This is a genomic window from Snuella lapsa (genome assembly GCF_039539345.1).
Taxonomy (GTDB): Bacteria; Bacteroidota; Bacteroidia; order Flavobacteriales; family Flavobacteriaceae; genus Snuella; species Snuella lapsa.
The window spans coordinates 114,703-135,241 of the sequence record NZ_BAABCY010000032.1; the positions used below are offsets into that span (position 1 = coordinate 114,703).

Below are 20,539 nucleotides of genomic sequence, written 5' to 3' on the forward strand. Positions count from 1 at the left end.
ACTTCCAGTCTATTCCTTTATCACTTTTATACCAGACACTTTTAATCCCGATCTTACTTTAACAATATAGACCCCACTGGCAAGGTCATCCATATTAATCTCCGTTACACTTTGCTTTGAGTTTATTTTGTTTACAACTTTCCCTAATAAGTTATACACCACAATATCCAAGGTTTGGTTTACGTTCGTCTCTATCATAAGGTAATCTTTTACAACTGTCGGATAGGCTTTAAGTTCGTTAGCACTAAAAGTCACATCGTTAACACCTAAAGTTGCTCCCGACATAACATTAGTAACTTCTGAGGACGTTAACGCTTTAGAATAAATACGAATATCATTTAATGCTCCTCTATAAAAATGAGTTGTACCATACACAGCTTCACCTATACGAAGATCATTAGTACCTGAATCTGTATTTAAAACCGTACTTGGATTATATGAGCTACCTATTGCTTGCAACTCACCATCGATATACATTTTACAAGAGGATAATTTAGCTCCATCAGTAGTCGGATCAAAAGTAACTGCAATATGATGCCATACACTATTCGTTGCAACTCCATCACTTAAAATACTACAAGTACCTCCTTCAACCCGTATCTTACCTCCCTCAATCATTACATTAAACATTTTTCCAGATGAATTTATACCCCAAGAAGCAATTGTTCTCCTATTACCTCCAACCCTTAAGTTGACCCATGCTGTTACGGTCCTGGCATTATTCCCGTTAATACCTTTATAACCTGTTGCAACCAGATATTCTCCTGTTGCATCTTGAGCATCAAAAGCACTTGTTGCGTTATTATAATTATCAGTAACAAATGTTTTTAACAGACTTCCTGTTTTGGTTAATGTTCTTCCATTTCCGGAAACATCTGTTAAATCACCATTTGTGGCAAACTCGTAATTGGCTTGAAGTGTCTGCCCAAAAACTAAAGCCCCCATAAATAGCATCAATAATGAGAGTAATTTTATTTTCATAATATGTAGTTTAATTAGTTAATTTGTTGTTATTTTTTTAGTTTACAGAAAAACTAAACAGCTCGGAAGTTGCGCTATTCCCTTGTTGGTCTTTTGTGATAACATACCAAAAATAAGTCGTACCTGATATGACTGCAACATTAGACAATGAACTTGTCGTGATTTCTGAATTTAGAAGTGCAGGTGATTCTGTAGTCCCAAAATATACATCGTAGGACGCTATATCATTGTCGACATCGCTTCCTGCCCATTCCAATGTCACCAAAGTTGTAGACGCAATATTGCTTTCGTGTACAGGAGCGACCACCGCTGCAGGGAAAGGCGCATAGTTAACAACACCTTCACCGGCATTATAAAATTTCCATGTAGCACTGGTTGCTGTATCATTAACGGCTTTCGATTTTGAGGTTACAGACCAAGAATAGGGTGTGCCTCGTAAAAGTTCAATACTTAATTGATTTGTTGTACTTGAATGTTTAGTTACTTCGGAAGTAATCAAATTCTTTAAACTCAGTTCATAAGTATCTGTATTGGCACCTGCATTCCATTGAAATGTAATTGTACTAGAAGTTGCCGTAAGGTTTGTTCCCTCTGTACATTCCGAATTTTGCTCAGGAAAAACCAAACTTGCAGCCGTTGGCTTTTGAGGTTGTGGTTCTGGATCAGGATCATTATCACCTCCACCGCTACTACAACTTATACTAAATACCGATACAAATAAACTGATATACAATAGTGTCTTTTTCATTGTTTTATCATTTTATGGTTTGTTATTATCCCATTGGACTCTATGGTTATGATATATAACCCTTTGGGAAGATGCTTTACATCTAAGGCCAGCTTTCCAATAGAAACATCATGCCTATAACTGTAAACCTGCCGACCCAATTGTGAATACATAGCTATGTTCGCAACACCTGCCTGCCTTGTTGCCTCTCCAAGTAATAAGGTAACCGTATCATGAACTGGATTAGGATAAAACCGATCTGTTTGATTGAGCACAATCGTTTCCTTATATAGGCCTTGGCATTCTTTATCGGTATTTACAGTAAGTTCATTAACTGTATTGGGTTTAAGGTTTACCGTAATTTGTTGTTCGGAAGTAGCAAAGGTCTTTCCGTTTAAGCTAATCTGGTATGTTGAAGCACCCGACAAACTTAATTCAACAGCATTTTTGGTGTTATTGACTTTGGAATATACCGAAAGGTTATCGGGTTCTGAAACAACGACTGAAAAACACTGTTCGTAATAAGGGGCATTTTCTATGGTAATGCATACTGTATAGGTTCCTGCTACGAGATTATCCACATTTAAAGGCGTGGTTTGATTAAACGTTTTGGTTTGATCAAAACCATTACCCGTAACAACGGCTGTATATGGGTAATCGGCTTGAGGCACGATTTGTATCTTACCATTATTACTGCTTCGACACGATTCATCAATCACGGCTACCGCGTAATTATCGACAGCCAAATTTGGAATAACTGGCTTTTTAACTGTTATATAACTTGTCAATTCCTTGGTATTGGAGCCTTGCACATTGGCTGCTGTTAACGACACCGAGTAAACCCCTTCTGTATTATAGGTCACTGTCGGGTTTTGTTCTGAGCTTGTTTCTGGAGTTCCTCCAACAAAAGCCCAGGACCAAGAAGTTGGAATATCTGTTGAAGTATCTGTAAAAGCTACTTGTTCTCCTTCCCATACCTCAGTTTTATCTGAGCTAAAATCGGCTGTTGGTGCTGGAGGATTGGCAACAGTTATATAATCGGTAACAGCTTTGGTATCGGTTCCCAAATCATTAGTAACTGTTAGGCTTACCTCATAGGTGCCTGGTGTATTGTATACCACACTTGGATTTTGCTCCGTACTTGTTGCTGGTTCTCCACCATCAAACACCCAAGACCAAGTTTTTGGCATCCCTGATGATGTATCGGTAAAAGCAATTTCTTCTCCTACATAAATGCTTGTATTATCGGAAGTAAAATTGGCTACAGGGGGCATATTGACCGTCTCATTCATTACCGTTACAATTTCCTGAGCAGTTAAGGCTTTGGAATAAATTCTAACATCATCCAGTTCGCCCCTCCAAAAATAATTCACATTATAACCAGCATTACCTATCTGTAAATCATTTACCGTGTTACTAGTATTTATGATTGTAGCTTCAGAATTATAAGAATCTCCTGTATCTGGCTGGTTGGCATAATATACTCCGTCTATGTAGAGCTTGACATCTTTCATTTTGTCACCATCAACAGGATTATATGTTACTGCTATATGGCGCCAGACATCGTTATCGAGTCGTTCTACTGTAGCATCATCATTTTGTACATTACAGGAACCTCCTTCCACTCTAATATTGCCATTCTCGACCATAACATTAAACATACTACCTACTGCGTTCTCTCCCCAGGAAACGATGGTCTTACGGGTTCCTACATTAGTGGTTTTTATCCATGCTGTCACTGTACGCTCTCCATTACCTCCAATACCTTTATAGGAATTTGTTAAATACTGCCCACTGCTCCCTGGTGTTTGATAGGCGCTCTCAGTATTTTCATCTTTATCGTTTACATAAACAGGGGTATAACCACCAACAACTGTTAAATCTCTTTTATAAGATGAATCGTCTAGTAGATTTCCTTGAAAATTGTAGTGCCCTTGTAAGGGACCTGTACCAGCATTTTCAACTACGGTAATGTAATCTATTACCTCTTTAGTGTCTGAACCTGCACTATTGGTTGCTTGAAGAATTACTTTGAATGTCCCTAAAGTATTATAAATTACTGAAGGATTTTGCTCTGTACTTGTAGCTGGTTCTCCACCCTCAAAAGTCCAACTCCATGACGACGGGTTGTTTTGAGAGGCATCTGAAAACGTAACCGCATTTCCCTGATAAACTGTTTGTGTATTTGCAACAAAGTCTGCTACAGGCGCTGGCAATTGTGTTACATTTATGTAATTGGCTTCAGATTTTATCTCGGTACCGGCATCTGTAACATATGTTAGTGTTACGGCATAGGATCCTGGTGTATTGTAAGTAACTTTCGGGTTTTTGTCAATACTGGTTTGTGGATCACCACCTTCAAAAGTCCACATAAAGGATCCAACTTCTATCCCAGTAGTCTCATTGGTAAATTGTATTTGTTCTTCTGTAAAGATGTTAGTTTTTTCTGCAGAAAAACCAACTGTGGGTACCGGTAATGTAATATCATTAAGCGCAGTCCTCCAAAAGCCCCTTCCGTCGGTTGAGACCGTTAGGAAACTGTCATTTCTGGTAGCTCCATAGTATATGTCCATTCCAGACACACGGATGGCAGGCAAACCGTTCGAGTAATCGATCCAACTCCCTAAGGTAGCATCCTTATAATAGACCCCTATATCGGTACCAACGTAGATCCCTTCATCGCTCGACTTATCGTAAACCATCTCTAATAAGGCAACACCGGGAAGACCAGTAGAGATATCCGTCCAGCTACCTCCCTTATCGGTCGATCTGTAAATCTTGCTCCCCTGTAGCATGTACACAATATTACTATCGGTAGGATGGGTCGCTATATCGGTAATGGTTCCGCTTGAAGGCAAACTGCTGGTTAGGTTTGTCCATGTCGGACTGGCTCCACGAACATCATCCGACCTGTAAAAATTACCGTTCCCCCTGGACACGTACATAACGTTGTGGTCGGCATCACACTGCTCGACCTTCTTGATCTTGGTACTGCCCCCAAAGGATGAAATCTTATCCCAAACGGTCGATGAGCTAGCCGTCCGTGCGTTATTGATGCGCTCTACCTCGAACAAACCAACAAATAGGGTATTGACATCGCTCTTATCGAGCACACCCGTACCGGTATACTCCCCCCGGTCTGCAGTAGAGGGATTGATACGTTGAAAGGACATCCCGCCATCGGTAGATCTAGATATCTTCTCGTACTTGAAATGGTAGGCATAGGTATCGTCTGAATAGTCAAATATTACCGTGGCCTCATCACCGCCCCAGGGACTGTACCATACACCGTCACGGTTAAGCTTGATACCACAATGGAACGTTCCGCCGGCTACCACCTCGGGATTGGTCTGACTCTGGGCACACTCCCAGACCTCGGCTACTGGTAATCCATCGGTAATCTGCTGGAATTTATTGTTAGCGTTTAAGTAATAGATACCTCCATCGTTAACGGCAAACAGCACATTGGTATGGGGAGAGTAGGCCCAGGTTAACTGGTCTAAATGCAACCCGCCCCCATCGGCCGTAACATCATTGAATACCTGCGACCAGGTCGCACCACCATCAATCGACTTCCACGACTTTACGCCTCCGGCATACACCACATCGGCATTAGTTGGATCGGCCACTATAAAAAGATTGTAATTGGGCTGCCCCCTGGAAATGGCGCCCCCGTTGTCATATCCTGTTATACAAGGAGTGCCCCCAGACTGCTTTGTAAACGACACCCCGGAGTCCGTTGACCGATATACGCCCTCGAACGAGTCGTCTCCCAGATGGTCCCTTGAATTAATAACATAGACCATGTTGGGGGACGCTGGGGTCACGGCCAACTTCATAAAGGTGCCTTGCCCAAAGTCCGTCGTGTTCTCCGTCCAGCTAACACCGCCATCGGTAGAACGGAAAAATTGCGAAGGGGAACCATCGGTCCCAGCATACATGATATCGGGATTGGCAGGGTGCACGCGCAGTTCCTCGACCCTTACTGCCGATTGTACCATACTGAAACTCGCTCCCCCATCCAACGAACGGTAGATACCACTGTCGTTCCCCACAACAACCACAGAAGGCTCATCTGGCTTTATCAACAGTGCATTGGTATTGCTCGTGGTCAGAGCGGTAGCGCCCCAACTGGAACCGCCATCGTTAGACTTCAGAACGCCCAAATTCGTCCCGATGTAAATGGTATTGGCATTGGTAGGGTCTACCTGAGAAATATACACCTCCTCCACCAAGTGGTCGGTTAAAGGTGTCCAACTGTTCCCTGCGTCGGTGGTCTTAAAAAGCCCCCCTTTAAAGGTCGATACGTAATAGGTGCTGGCATCGGCAGGGTGGAACGCAATGTCCTTTACACGGCCCCCGTCTTTCTTGATGCCGTTTCTAGGCCCTACGTTTATAGGACCATAGTTAAACCACTGTCCTTGTTGCTGGACCATAGCTCCAGCTCGGAAACGCTGGAACTCCCTTTTTACCTGCACGGCCGAGATCACATTGCCCATGGCATCTAAACGCCTGGAGTTGATCGCGTACCACTGCTCAAACTGCTTAGAGCGGTCGCCCTTATGGTGCGTATGGTGCTCCCAGTAAGCATCGAATGCCTCCCTGGCGGCTTCCATGTTAACACCCGGTTCTTCCATCATATCTATCCAGACAGGATAGTCTTGCTCTAGCAAAATATCTCCTTTTCTATCTTTTTCTATTATTTTGATAAAAACCNNCATGCTATTGCTACGCTCTCACAATAAAGAATTTCTTGAAACGAACTATCCCCGAGGCAGACCCTCAGGGGGTATACTTCGACAAGTTCTGTCTCTGTACAGGTTTCGCTCGTTTCATTTTGACCCTACAAGGCAAAAAACCGAAATTCTGTGTTTAGATTCCCGTTTTATTCATCAAAACATATTTTAAATTAAGGTATTCATGAATCTACGATTTAACGGGAATGACAATTTCAACGGAAACCCCGACGCTGAGCGTCAAGGAATTCTTTTTTATTAAAAAGTTTAAAGATTAACGACAGAACGTTTTCTATTTTAATCTTCTTCACTTTGTGCCGTCATCTCCTCTATAGCTTTAATCTTGAACCTATCCACTAGAGGTGTGCTATGCTCTGATCTTATGATATCAAACAGACGTTTTATAACTTCAGGATTATCGGCTGCTACATCGGCTGCTTCTGCTGGATCTAGTTCTATATTGTATAGTTCGATGTCTTTATTTCCTTTTTTTATGTTTTTCCAGAGTATCTTCCACTTACCCATTCTTACGGCTACCTGACCGTTGTACTCCGGAAATTCCCAGTACAGATACTCATGTTCCTTTTGCTTCCCTTGCTGCGTTAGTGTTTCATAAAAACTTATACCATCGATGGTCTCTGGTTTTTTAATTTGAGCTACATCACACAGTGTAGGCATAACATCCCAAAACGCCGAAATATGATCTGTTTTAGTTCCTGATTTAATGTGACCTGGCCAGGAAGCTATCATAGGGACACGTATCCCACCTTCGTAAACAAAGCCTTTACCGCGACCATACTCACTTTTAAAAGGTTTAGCGCTATCGAACCATGGAGAATCTGAGCCCCCATTGTATGTTGGTCCATTATCGGAAGAGAAAATGATGAGTGTGTTCTCATACTTTCCTGTTGCTTTGAGATGAGCTATAAGTTTACCAATATTTTCATCCAGATAAGATATCATGGCCGCATACGTGGCATGGGGGTATCTTACAGGGAAATACCCTTTACTCCCCAAGTAAGGTTCTTCTGTCCCAAATTTTTTAACGTAATAGTCCACCCATCGTTTTGGAGCCTGTAATGCTGCATGCGGAATGGGCGTTGCCCAATACATAAAAAATGGATCTTCTTTTACGCCATCTACAAAACTTATTATTTTCTCATATGTTACTTCGGGAGCATAATAGGGTTGGTTATACTTTTTATAAGAGGTCTCGGCATACGGATCGTCTTCTTTATTTAGTTTAGTCCCTGGAGGCACGGTATCGTTCGCTAAGTGATACCGTTTATCATTTTCGTAAAGATGTAACGGATTGTATGTGTGCGCCTGACGTTGGCAATTATATCCAAAAAAATAATCAAACCCCATCGTTGTAGGTATTGATTGTGTATGTGGCGCACCTAAGCCCCATTTACCAAACATACCGGTAGTATAACCAGCTTCTTTGAGCAATTTAGGGATGGTTAGTGTATTTGCTGGTAATGGGCGTTGCCCTTCCAATGTAGAGTCTTTAGCTACTTTAACATAATTCCATACATCCCCAGGTTCGCCACGCTGCCATTCGTCGTTCCCTCTTACAGGCGAATGCCCCAAATGCAAGCCCGTTAATAATGATGCTCTTGCGGGCGCACATACGGGTGCTCCCGAATAATGTTGTGTAAAAAGCATTCCTTCTTTAGCCAACTGGTCGATGTTAGGTGTTTCAATCTTTGTTTGTCCGTAAACACCCAACTCGGCATAACCCAAATCATCGGCCAGAATATAAATTATATTGGGACTTTGATTAAAAGCCTCTTGCGCGTTTTCCTGTTTACAGGAGTATGCGAGGATTAAAATCATAAAAAGATGACACAACCGTTCTTGATAAAACATATTCATGAAAATTTAATTTGAAAGCGTATCTGAATTGATTTAATTCTGATAACGTATTTTGGAATTGACAGCATAGACTTGTAAGAAAAAGAGGCATCATAGAATTATTCTATAAATATGCCGATGCCTCTTCCATCGCTATTAATCAACCACAAAATACATGTTAAATTCCTGCTAATTCTTCTATTTCTTCAGAAGTCAATGCTTTATTATAAAGCCTAAAATCATCCATCGCTCCAGTATAAGGCCTAAATGTTAAGCTTCCATCGGAAGCACCTTCTGAACCAATCGTAATTTGCCTGTCACCAGCAACCGCTGTATTCACCCTGCTTTCACTTACTGAAAGATCTACAACACCATCTATATAAATTTTAAGGCTTTGTCCGTCATATGTGTATGCTATGTGATGCCATGCACCATCATTTACTGATGACGGGCTATTATAACCGCCTCCCTGAAATTCAAATCTAACGGTTCCGTTACCATTTATAACAAAGGTATTTCTACTAAATGTTCCGCTGTTACCCCATGTTGCAACACCTTGTCTGGCTGTATTGCTTGTTTTAACCCATACGGCAACTGTTCTGGGATTATTTCCTGTTATACCGTTATAGCCATTAATAGTAAGACCACTACCATCAATAGTTGCTGCAAAGTCGTTTACGATACCTGCTTCGTACCCAGAAACAGAACCCGTAACGTTCTCTTCGGAATATTCTTCAAATAAGCTTTGCTCAAAATTCAATCGAATTCTAACAGCTGGGTCCAAAGGTTCCCCTTCAACTGTTATGTACCCTTCCTTAACGACCTCTTCTGCTCCAAATTCGTTTCTAATTTTAAGAGACACTGGATAAGTTCCTTTTACCGTATACTTAACCGTTACATTTGAACTGATACTACTTCCAGGGCTTCCTCCCGGGAAATTCCAGGAATATAAATCGCCTTCATTAACATCACTAGGTGAAAAATTAATGGTTTCAAATTGAAAAATGGAGGTAGCAGATGCTGTAAAATCAGCATTTGGCAACAAACTGGGATCTACGTGCTCTTCACCTTTGCGCAACCCATTTTCATTGGGTGAACAGGCAAATACAATCGTTAGTAACAATAGCTGTATTAAGTATTTTATTCTATATTTTTTCATTGTTTTAAATTTTAAATTGATGATATTAAACCTGTGGAGAATCTCCACAGGTCTCTGTAAAATACAGTACTACCACCCCGGGTTTTGCTCCAATTCTGTATTTATAACTAATTCGTTAGATGGTAGCGGATACAGATAGTAATACTCTGGAAACGCACCTGGTATATCATCTAAAAACTGCACATAACCTTCTGATGCATTATTTTGAATCTTAACTGTTGGATAGTCGGACTTTTTTACCCATCTTCCCAATTTTACATCGGTTGCATAATCCATTTTTTTCCAACGTCTTAAATCATCTCTTCTAAAGCCATCTCCCATCAATTCAACAGCTCTTTCTCTACGAATTTCCCATAAAACGGGATCTACAGTCGTGTCTCTTGTAGGATCCCAATCGGCTGTAATTGCTCCTACATCCATTCCTGCTACCCCTCCTCTGGTTCTAAGGGGGTTAATAGTTATACTTGCAATAGCTTGATTAAATTGCCCCATTTCGAATGCAGCTTCTGCATAATTCAGCATCACTTCACCCATTCTGAATATAGGCATATCACTAATATCTGCTGAGGACGTTTTATAATTATGCTCGTTATACACTTTCCAAAAACGATAACCATTATTGGTTTGTGTAGGCGTTAATTGTGTAAAATTAGGCACACCTCCTGTTACACGTCCTGACCAGTTTCTGTCCGGTAAATTTTTATAAGGAAACCCTCCTGTTATGGCCTCCAGAATTGGGAAATATTCTCTACTTGGGTCTGCTGGATCTGATGATATAAAACCAAAATCCTGAGAGCCATTCCCAGTAACCTGATAAGGAGGCGGTGTCATAACAAGTAAGCGATTATCCCTGTTTTTAAATTCTGCGTTAAAATCTTTATCTCCTAAAAATTGTGTATTACCTGCATTATAAATTGGTAAGCCATTTTTAGTTAAAAATTTATCTACTCCCTTTCTGGTGAGGTCATACTTATTGTTAGTAGATCGTGTATTGGTAGAGACCCAATGTGTCAACTCATCTATTACATAATGCTTGTACAATAATATCCCTGATTGTCCTGCCAAATCTTCACTATTAAAAACGTGATCGTAATTATTCATAATAGTAGGATACTTATTTACCAACTCTTGAGAAGCAGTAATACAAGCATTAAGAAACTTATCGGCATTTCCTAAATTATGGTATTTTCTCCAAGTACCTTCAAACAGCGCAAAACGCGATAATAAAGCGCGGGCGACATCGGCATTAACGGTATTATCTCCATCGCCATCTGATTTTATATTATCTACTGCAAATAATAAATCTCTTAGGATATTATCGGCCACCAAATCTCTACTGTCTCTAGACCCGAATAATGTCTCAGTATCCAGATCAGTGAGTTCATTTTCTACCCAGGTTACCCCACCAAAAGTAGATAACAATGTAAAATATTCGTGCGCTCTAAAAAACAGACCTACCCCTCTCCAATGTGCCTTTTCTTCATCAGTTATATCGGCTTTATCTAAATTGTCCAGCATGATATTAACCTTTCTGATATTGGTATAGGAATTGGTATATCTGCCATCTGTAGTAGGCACATTATATTCCCCATAGATGTAACTTCGTCTTCCTCCCAACATCAAATCACCATCCAAATCTCGCGTAGCCGACCAGCTTGTACTTCTTCCGTAGCTATCGAAGAAGTCATAAAAACTCCAAGCATAGGTCTTGATGTTGTTATAAGTACTGAATATAGTTGCTACAGACAGTTCATCTTTCGGAGCTTTATCCAAAAACTCATCATTGTTACAAGCAGTTATGAACAAACTACTTATTACGTATATTAAAATAAATCTTATTTTCTTCATAATGCTATTTTTTAAAATGATAGATTTAATCCTAAAGAATACTGTGTCATAATAGGATACACTCCATTTGATCCCTGATCGGGCTCTAATCCTTTAGGCAACTTATCGAAGGTGTGAATATTATTTCCTGACAAAAATATTCTGAACTTATCCACCTTTAATTTGTCCAAAAATTTACTATCTAAACTATAACCAAACGTTATATTCTGGATACGCAAATAACTCTCATCACTTAGATACTTGGTTTGAACTCTCCTGTTTCTACCATAGTTACTATCTGTATTTCCGTTATTAGGATCTCCGTATATCCTGGGGTAAAAGGCATCCTGATTATCTGGCGTCCAGTAATCTAATTGATGCTTATATATATTATCAAATACAGAAGGATAAGGCCATATAAGATCAGAATTTCTCCAGCTATCTTGTTTGCCTACACCACTTAGTACAAAAGAGAAATCAAACCCTTTGTAAGACGCAGAACCATTGACACCAAACTGATAACGCTTCCTGCTGTTACCAATTACTTTTCTATCGCCAGCCCCTGTAGTTATTACACCATCAGAATTTTTAATTGGATTCCCTTGACTGTCCAGCTCTGTAATAACCGTTGAATTACCAGCTGCTATGAAACCATCTCCATCTAAGTCTTTATATTTTACATCACCAGGATAGGGTGTTTGACCTATAAAGGTTGGCACTCCCGGTTTCAATTCTCTATCTGGACCTGAAAGGTCTGCATTTAAGGTTCCTGGCACAAAATCGTCAACGGTATAATAGCCATCGGTTACATATCCCCAAATATCTCCAATTCTAGCACCTTCTCTAAATTGGCTAATTAAACCTCCGGGATTATCGAATTTGGTAATTTCTGCAACATTGTCAAAAACATTCACATTAATGTTATATCTAAAATCTCCTATACGGTCTTTCCATCCTACTGTTACTTCCCAACCAGTGGTCTCTAAATCTGCCACATTCTGAAATGGTGCTCCTGTTCCCAGAATGCCAGGTAACGGTTCACCTTCTCTTAGCATTCCCAATGTTTCTCTCCTATAAACTTCAAAACTGGTATCTAAACGATTTTTAAACATTGTTAGGTCCAATCCTATATTGGTAGATACTATTTCTTCCCATGTTAAGCCTGCACTTATTAACTGAGCAGGCTCAAAAGTTAAATAACGTAAATCGCTATTTAGATTGATCCAACTAGCAAAGAAAGATTCATAACCAGGATTGAAGGGGTAATAATCTCTGCCTCCTGTTAACGGATTGGTTGCTATTTGATTACCTATTTCTCCCCAAGAGAATCTTGGTTTTAGTATAGATATAAAATCTACATTCTTCATAAATGGTTCTTTTGCAATATTCCAGGCTAATGAGAATGAAGGCAACTCTACAAAGCGATCGCCTTCAGCAAAAATTGAAGAGCCATCATATCTAAAATTCGCTTCTGCAAAGTAGCGTTCTTTATAATTGTAGTTTAAACGACCAAAATAACCAACAATAGACCAGTCGTAAAAGGCTTCACTAATATCTATATTATCACCTTCGGCCAATTCAAAGGTTGGGGTGGTAATATCTATTAAACCATTTCTTGATGCGGAGAAAGATTCAAAATTTTCTTCTTCTCGGTTTAAACCTGCTAAAACATTAAAATTATGATCACCCAGGCTCAACTGATATTTAGCATAAAGGTTTAAAGCATTATAAACTGTCTGATTTTTTGATCTTGCAACAGAACTGTTTCTAATTTCGTCTTCTGCCGTTCCATTAACAGTAAATAAATGGGCTCTGGCAAATCGACGACCGTTATTCACAGTAAAATTACTTACCAGATCCTTTTCATAAGTATACTCTCCTATTAATGTCAAGTTATTAACTGGCTCCCATTTTAATTGTTGGTACAATCTTGTATTATCTATATAACGTTTTGAAGGTTCTCTATAACGTACCAAGTTACCTGGCGTATCCACAGGAAAAGCTTCTCCATCAATATCCAACCATCCTGTTGGATCAAACATACGCAATTGAATTGCTTGTGAATAAGAAGCCATTGGTCTTGTTTGCACACTCGATCTATATAAAATATTAGTTGTAGATTCTAGATTGGGTGCTATATCTGCACTAACCGAACTGTTAATGTTATACTTTTTGAAATTGTCCTGATTAGTAACCATAATACCATCCTCGAATGTATAACCAGCACTTAAACGATATGCCACTTTTTCGGCGCCTCCGCTTACGGTAAAATTGTGTATGGTAGAATGTCCAAAATTATTCAAAAACTCATCTATAAGATTAGAATCTGCCAAGGGATAATACTGTGAATTTGCAGTATCGAAGTGGATTGGATACGTTGTTCCATTTACTGGGTCTGAGATTAAATTTAACTGACTTCTATCGGTATCATACAAATTCAAATAACCTAACCAATCTTCCACATTCTGACCTGCAAAATAATCTCTAACGCCCCATTCATTAAGTGCTTCGATAAATTCTCTTGTGGTTGCCTTTTGCGGTAAATCGGCAGTTGTGGAGATACTCGTGGTAGCATCATACGTAAATCTTACTTTTTGGTTTCTTTTAGCTTTTTTAGTTGTAATAAGAATAACTCCAAATGCTGCCCTTGCACCATAAATAGAACTGGCTGCCGCATCTTTTAATACTGAAATTGATTCTATATCCCTTGGATTTAAATCTTCTAAACTACCTTCAACGTTATTAATCAAAACTAAGGGGCTTCCTCCATTTATAGATGTAAACCCACGAATGTTTATGCCAACACTATTAGCTCCGGGTTGCCCGGATGTGTTTGTGACCTGTAACCCTGCTGCAACTCCTTGCAATGATTCTGCAGCATTGACAATAGGTCTATCTCCAATAATTTCATCCATCTTAACGAACGTTGTAGCGCCTGATACATTTTCCTTCTTTTGTGTACCAAAACCAACCACTACGACCTCTTCGAGTGTTGATACGTCTTCTATTAAAACTGCATCAATCGTTGTTTTACCCTTTGCAGTAAATTCCTGTGTTAAGTATCCTATATAAGATATTATAATCACATCATTTTCATTGACCAATATGGAGTAATTACCATCAAAATCGGCCGATGTCCCTCTGGTTGTTCCTTTAACTGTAACCGTTGCTCCAGATAACGGTATACCCGATTCGTCCTTAACGGTTCCTGTTACGGTGTTTTCTTGTGCTTGCATTGAACAGGTAAGGATCAATAACAGCACACACAATCCGTTTGTTAGTATTCTCTTCATAAGTTTGATTTAAAATTAGTTTTAGTTATTACTCTTGAATTAGATTGTCTTTCGTTGTATTTGTTCTTCATTAATTTTGGTTTTGGTTTATGTTAGTATTCATTTTATGAGATTCATTTAATAACTGTCTTTCATCCAGTTGTAGGGGTTTCGTTTAATCCAGGTCCCTCTGGTAAAATCGGGGAAGTCCTGGGGTTGGCCGTTGTTTTCTATGGAAGCTTCCGACAACGGGGTAATGGCACTCCATGCGGCCGCATCGTATGCATCCATCGGTGGTGCTATGTTTTGCTTGGCAGACTCCACAAAGGCCTGTAGTACGAAGAAATCCATGCCGCCGTGCCCTGCTCCCGTTGCCAGTTCGCCGTACTTCTTCCAGAGCGGGTGGTCGTACTTTTCCAACCAGGCTTTGGATTCGTCCCAGCGATGTGGCTTCGATTGCCCTTCAACGTATATCCTGTCCCCGTCCTTTTCCCACAGGCCCTTCGTTCCCTGTACCCTGAATCCTAATGAATAGGGTCTTGGCAACGATACGTCGTGGGTAACGATGATGGTCTCGCCATTGGCCGTTTCGATGGTAGAGGTAATTACATCTCCCATCTTAAAGTTCACTTTTGCATTGGGATGGTCTTTACCTCCATTATCAACTATGTAATTATGCAGTCCTCGGCTTTTGGTAGCGTGAGAGGTTAAAGATACAAATCGGTTGCCTCGGTTAATGTCGCACATTGCTGCTATCGGACCAACACCGTGCGTTGGGTATACGTCGGCGTTCCTTAATACAGAGTGTTGGGTCCTCCATACGGATTCCGATATGCCCTTTTCGCCAAACTCCACCCCTTTGCCATAGGCGGTCTTTCCGTCGTTAAGCATTACAAAGCGCAGGTCATGCTGGTAACCGCACCTAAAGTGCACGAGCTCCCCAAACACGTTTTGCTTTACCATGTTCAGTACGGCCAGTACATCGCGACGGTAGTTCACGTTCTCCAGGATCATCATGTGGGTGCCCGTCTTCTCGTGTGTGTTTACCAGGTCCCAGCATTCTTCAAGTGTGTTGGCCGCCGATACCTCGAGCCCGGTGTACTTGCCAGCCAGCATGGCGTCCTTGGCCATACGGGTGTGCCATAGCCATGGCGTGGATATAATAACGGCATCAAGGTTCTTCAGTTCCAGAAGGTTCCTGTAGTCGTAATCGTTGCTGCCAAAGACCTCGGGCTTCTTAAAGCCCGCCTTGTCGATCTTGTCCAGGGCTATGCTGATCCTGTTGGGGTCGATATCGCAAATGGCCGTGATCTCTACGTCCTTTCTATGTAAAGCATTGTTTAAGTGGTTAGTGCCTCTTAATCCAACCCCAATGAAACCCAGTTTGAGCTTCTGGCCATCAGAGGACAGCATGCCCCCGAACGACAGGTTAGGAAGTAAGGCTGCTCCCGCACCCACAAGGGCGGTGGTCTTAACAAAATTTCGTCTTGATGTCATTTATATTCTTATTTAATTCACAATTCTAAAAACGGCATGAGCCATCGAACCACTCCAAAATTAGTACGAGAAGAAAAAAAGTTTAAGGGGTTATTTACGCTAATAAGACTTTCAAATAAAGTAAAGACCAAAATGACCCCTACTTTTTGTTAATATGACTACTCGTGAGAAATATAAAGCTCGAAAAATAGCTGTCATCACAAGATTTATTGTATTAATACAGTTAAAAATGCTAATTTTGAGAATCATTACTTTTTTTGATAAAATCAACAACAAATTCCAAATTGTTGGGGTTTGCCGACTTTTTAACTTCTAAACGTAAACAAATGTCCTTTTGCCATTTAATTAATAAAACAGGAATAAGAAAGCTTTTAACAGTATATCTGTTAATAATGCCTACCTGTTTTAGCATTGGACAAAGCAATTCATACTTTATAAAATTAGACAGAACGTTTAATGCTAGTTGTAATATTGAAGAAGGGCCTTTAGGCTACTTATGGTTTATAAATGATGATGGCCTCTATAAGTACAATGGTCTTGATTATTCAATTTTAAGGTATCGAGAAATTTTCGGAGAAGATTTTAATGGAGACAGTAATTATAAAATAAAAAAGGATCATCACAAAAATTTGTGGCTGTATACTTTAAAGGGAGAGCTTACTAAAATTGATTCACTAGGAAATTATAGCTCATATAAAAGCTATATTTCTGGCAAAGACAAGGCGAATTATATAATAAGTATTAGCTCGGACGATCACTATACCTGGTTTGGCTCTAATAAGGGTATTATATATAGGTATGATCAGAAATCCTCCGAATTTAAAAAAATTGTCGACCTTTCAACTCTATCTCTTAAATCGACTTCTTTTTTCAGCATTGCCGTTGTAAATTACGACCAGCTATTCTTTAGTACTTCGGACGGACTCCTTTATAGATACAATCTTAATTCGGGGACATTTCAAACTTTAAATCTTACAGAAAATGAATTTAACAAAATCGATCTTTTAAATGATAAGCTAGGCATATTATGGATTGCTACCTATTATGATGGTCTCATAAAATTAGATGTTACTAACAATAGGATAATACAGCGCTATGGTTTGTTTGAAGAAAGAGATAATGTAAACCGCTACGCTATATTTCGTTGTCTTCATATAGATAATTACGGCACTCTATGGGCAGGGACTGATGGCAGTGGGTTATATAAAATAGAAAACGATAAGGCTCTTATTTTTAAAAAAGACGAAAATAACCCGTTTACACTTAGTGATAATACCGTAAATTATATAAGCTCGGATTCTCACGGGAATATTGTCCTGACCTTGAAAAAGGGGATTATCAACATACTACCCAATAATCTTAGCAATATTTCCTTTTTTAGCGGATTAAAAAATAATGCACCTCTAAATGTTGATGTTCTATCATCTTTAAAATCTTCCGATGGTTCTTTATGGATAGGGACAGATGGTAAAGGATTAAACAGAATATTACCCGATTATACCACCGTACAATACAACAAACTAAAATCAGGCAATCTGTACTTTAAAGGAGAATATATCAATGCACTTCAAGAGGATCCCCAAAATATCATCTGGATTGGAACCTACTTAAACGGATTGTGGGTGTACGACCCTAAAACCAACATATTTAAAAACATAGAGATCACAAACCTAAATGGAACCGAGTTAAATGACATCACAGAAATATTTATCGATTCCAAAAAGCGGGTTTGGGTATCTTCGTATGGCTGTTTAAGTATCTTTTCGGAAAACCAAAAGCTCCTAGCTAAGTTTGACTATTCTAAACACGGCCTGTTTGGCAGGGCATCAGAATGCATTATAGAGGACGAAAATGGCGTTATATGGGTTGGCGTTTTGGATGGTGGGCTATTTCGTTTTAATGAAAGTTCAGATGGGCTTTCAAATTCCTATTTCACTAGGCATAATTATTACATAAAAGCAGTAGGAGACAATAGGAATTATAATCCCAAATTTTTATCGACCGACAATGATGGGTCTATATGGATTAGCACGACATCAGGACAAGTTATCAAATTCAATCTTAAAGATTATACGTTCCAAAATTATAGTAGAGCTAACTATTTAGGAAACTATTTTTATTTCTCCGCATTGGCAGAAAACAAAGATAACCTATGGCTTGGGAGCAATAGAGGATTACATCACTATAATCTAAAAACGAACGCCTTAACATCTTACTTTGAAATAGACGGACTAACCGGAGATAACTTTAGTCGGCACAATGCAGCTAAAGATAAAAATGGCTTACTTTATTTTGGAAGCGAATATGGAGTAAATGTTATTAATCCGGCTACAATAAACAAGGAAAATATAAATTCGCACATATATATAAATGAAATTGAAATCCTTAACAAACCCGCTAGTTCTATTTTAGGGGATCCCCTTTTTAAAAATATTGTTGAACGTACTACCAAAATAAATGTCAATTATGATCAAGCCTCCTTCTCTTTTAGGTTTAGTGCCATAGGCAATATTATAAGTTCAAATTATCATTATGCCTATCGTTTGAAAGGTTTTGATAAGAACTGGATTCCTGCAAGACCAGACAGGAGGGCTACGTACACAAAGATCCCTCATGGCACCTACATTTTTGAGGTAAAAGCAGGATCCGAAAACGGTATTTGGGATATTCCCCCCAAAGCGATCACCATTACGATAAACCCACCTTGGTGGCTTTCAAATATAGCCTATTTAAGTTACTTCATTATTTTTCTTTTAATAGGTTACGGGGTTTACCTCTGGATACGTTTAAAGAAAAAGTTAGTTAAAGAAGCATGGGAGAACCAAAAAGAAAAGGAACTATACGGTTTAAAAATGAACTTTTTCGCCAAGATGTCCCATGAAATACAAACGCCTTTAAGCTTGATACTGGGGCCCATAGACGATATGCTTGACCGCGCGAAATCAACTGGAAATTTTCTCTTAAAACAGCGACTTCAAATTATAAAGAATAATGCTCACAGGTTATCTCGCATAGCTTCCGAACTTACAACTGTAAGAAATAAAGAACTAGATAAAATACGGATCTACGCTACCAAAAAGGACCTTATACTACATCTAAAAGAAATTGCAGAATCCTTTGCAGAACAAGCTCGTTTTAAACATATTGATTTTATTCAGGAATATCCTTCAGAAGAGGTTACTCTTTGGTATGATTCCGACAAAATTGAGCATGTTTTTTACAACTTACTGTCAAACGCTTTTAAATTTACACCTCAGGAAGGCACCATCAGTTTAAAAGCCAGACTAAAAAAAGAGCAAGATAGTATCGAAATTACCATTAATGATTCGGGTCCTGGTATTGAAAAAGAAGAACTTCAAAATATATTTATGTTATTCTATCAATCGGAAACGGGCAAACGCAAAAAGGGCTTAGGTATTGGGCTTGCTTTGGTTAAAGAACTGGTAGCACTTCATAATGGAAAAATTAAGGTGAAATCCTCAAAAGAAAAAGGCACACAATTTAAAGTTGCCTTAAGCACTAAAGAAAATAATTTAAGGGAAGACCAAAAAGTTTCAATAACGGATAAAGTACCTTCTTTAAATTCTTCTTTAAATTTAGAGTTGGATGGCGTCCTAATGAATTCTTCTAAAAGCATCCAAAAACCAGAAAACACCCTTCTTATTGTTGAAGACAATATTGAAATGCAGATTTTTTTAAGAGATATATTTCATAACTCATATAACATTATAATCGCCGACGATGGCAAACAAGGCATTGCATTGGCTAAAAAGCATATCCCAGATCTAATAATAAGCGATGTAATGATGCCCGAGTTAAATGGGATTGACATGTGTAAAAAACTCCAAAAAAATGCTCTTACAGCCCATATTCCTGTCATACTTTTAACAGCAAGAAATACCACTGCCGCCAGATTGCACGGCTTACAATCTGGAGCTATTGAATTTATTCAAAAACCTTTTAATTTCAATGAGCTCTTTATTAAAGTTAATAATATTATTAATGCAAAAAACAAAACACTCTCCAAATACAAAACCGAATTAATAAGTCTTCCTGAAGACTCTAACTTACAATCTAAAGATGAAATTTTTATACAACGTTTAACCGAAGAAATTTCGAAACAACTAGATAACCCGGACTTTAAATTAGAAGAGCTGGCAAACATAATTGACATGAGTTATTCTAGTATTTATAGAAAATGCCAAGAAATTACAGGCAAAACACTTATTGATTTTTACAGAACCTTACGTATAAAAAAAGCAGCATTACTCATTCTCAAGTATAATTACAATATTAATGAAGCAGCTTTTATGGTTAGCTATAGAGATATTAAGTATTTTAGAAAATGCTTTAAAGAAGAATTTGGAAAAACACCTATGGCTTTAAAAAAGGACTCTCAAAAAAAAGGATTAAATCACGTTTTAAATGAGCATAAAATACATTTTTCCATATAACAATATTTACCTGTATGGTCAATTGTACA

The 20,539-nt window shown here is 39.0% G+C and carries 9 protein-coding genes; 1 reads left to right on the top strand and 8 read right to left on the bottom strand.

The window, feature by feature from the left end; translation table 11 throughout:
• Positions 1-9: 9 nt before the first annotated feature.
• The 8 genes from ABD792_RS05410 to ABD792_RS05445 form a co-directional block, all read right to left on the bottom strand.
• The gene (locus tag ABD792_RS05410; RefSeq protein WP_345004814.1) at positions 10-981 is read right to left on the bottom strand and encodes a LamG-like jellyroll fold domain-containing protein; all 972 of its coding nucleotides are present in this window, start codon (positions 979-981) and stop codon (positions 10-12) included.
• A 37-nt stretch (positions 982-1,018) separates the two neighbouring features.
• Entirely contained in the window at positions 1,019-1,729 is a 711-nt protein-coding gene (locus tag ABD792_RS05415; RefSeq protein WP_345004816.1) for a hypothetical protein, read from the bottom strand.
• On the bottom strand, positions 1,726-6,429 hold the full coding sequence (locus tag ABD792_RS05420) for a PKD domain-containing protein (protein WP_345004817.1): 4,704 nt from the start codon (positions 6,427-6,429) through the stop codon (positions 1,726-1,728). The genes ABD792_RS05415 and ABD792_RS05420 overlap by 4 nt, the downstream gene beginning before the upstream one ends.
• A 312-nt stretch (positions 6,430-6,741) precedes the next feature.
• Positions 6,742-8,283, bottom strand: a complete 1,542-nt coding sequence (locus ABD792_RS05425) for an arylsulfatase (protein WP_345004818.1) — start codon at positions 8,281-8,283, stop codon at positions 6,742-6,744.
• A 196-nt stretch (positions 8,284-8,479) separates the two neighbouring features.
• Positions 8,480-9,460 (bottom strand): LamG-like jellyroll fold domain-containing protein, encoded by a 981-nt coding sequence (locus tag ABD792_RS05430; RefSeq protein WP_345004820.1) that lies wholly within the window; start codon positions 9,458-9,460, stop codon positions 8,480-8,482.
• A 69-nt stretch (positions 9,461-9,529) separates the two neighbouring features.
• Complete coding sequence (locus tag ABD792_RS05435; protein WP_345004821.1) at positions 9,530-11,308, bottom strand: RagB/SusD family nutrient uptake outer membrane protein; 1,779 nt, start codon at positions 11,306-11,308, stop codon at positions 9,530-9,532.
• 11 nt (positions 11,309-11,319) lie between these two features.
• Positions 11,320-14,580: a SusC/RagA family TonB-linked outer membrane protein gene (locus ABD792_RS05440; protein WP_345004823.1), complete on the bottom strand. Its 3,261-nt coding sequence runs from the start codon at positions 14,578-14,580 to the stop codon at positions 11,320-11,322.
• Between the two features lie 117 nt (positions 14,581-14,697).
• On the bottom strand, positions 14,698-16,056 hold the full coding sequence (locus ABD792_RS05445; protein WP_345004824.1) for a Gfo/Idh/MocA family oxidoreductase: 1,359 nt from the start codon (positions 16,054-16,056) through the stop codon (positions 14,698-14,700).
• A 257-nt stretch (positions 16,057-16,313) separates the two neighbouring features.
• On the opposite strand from ABD792_RS05445, the gene ABD792_RS05450 reads away from it, so the two are divergent.
• Complete coding sequence (locus tag ABD792_RS05450; RefSeq protein ID WP_345004825.1) at positions 16,314-20,510, top strand: ATP-binding protein; 4,197 nt, start codon at positions 16,314-16,316, stop codon at positions 20,508-20,510.
• Positions 20,511-20,539: the final 29 nt, after the last annotated feature.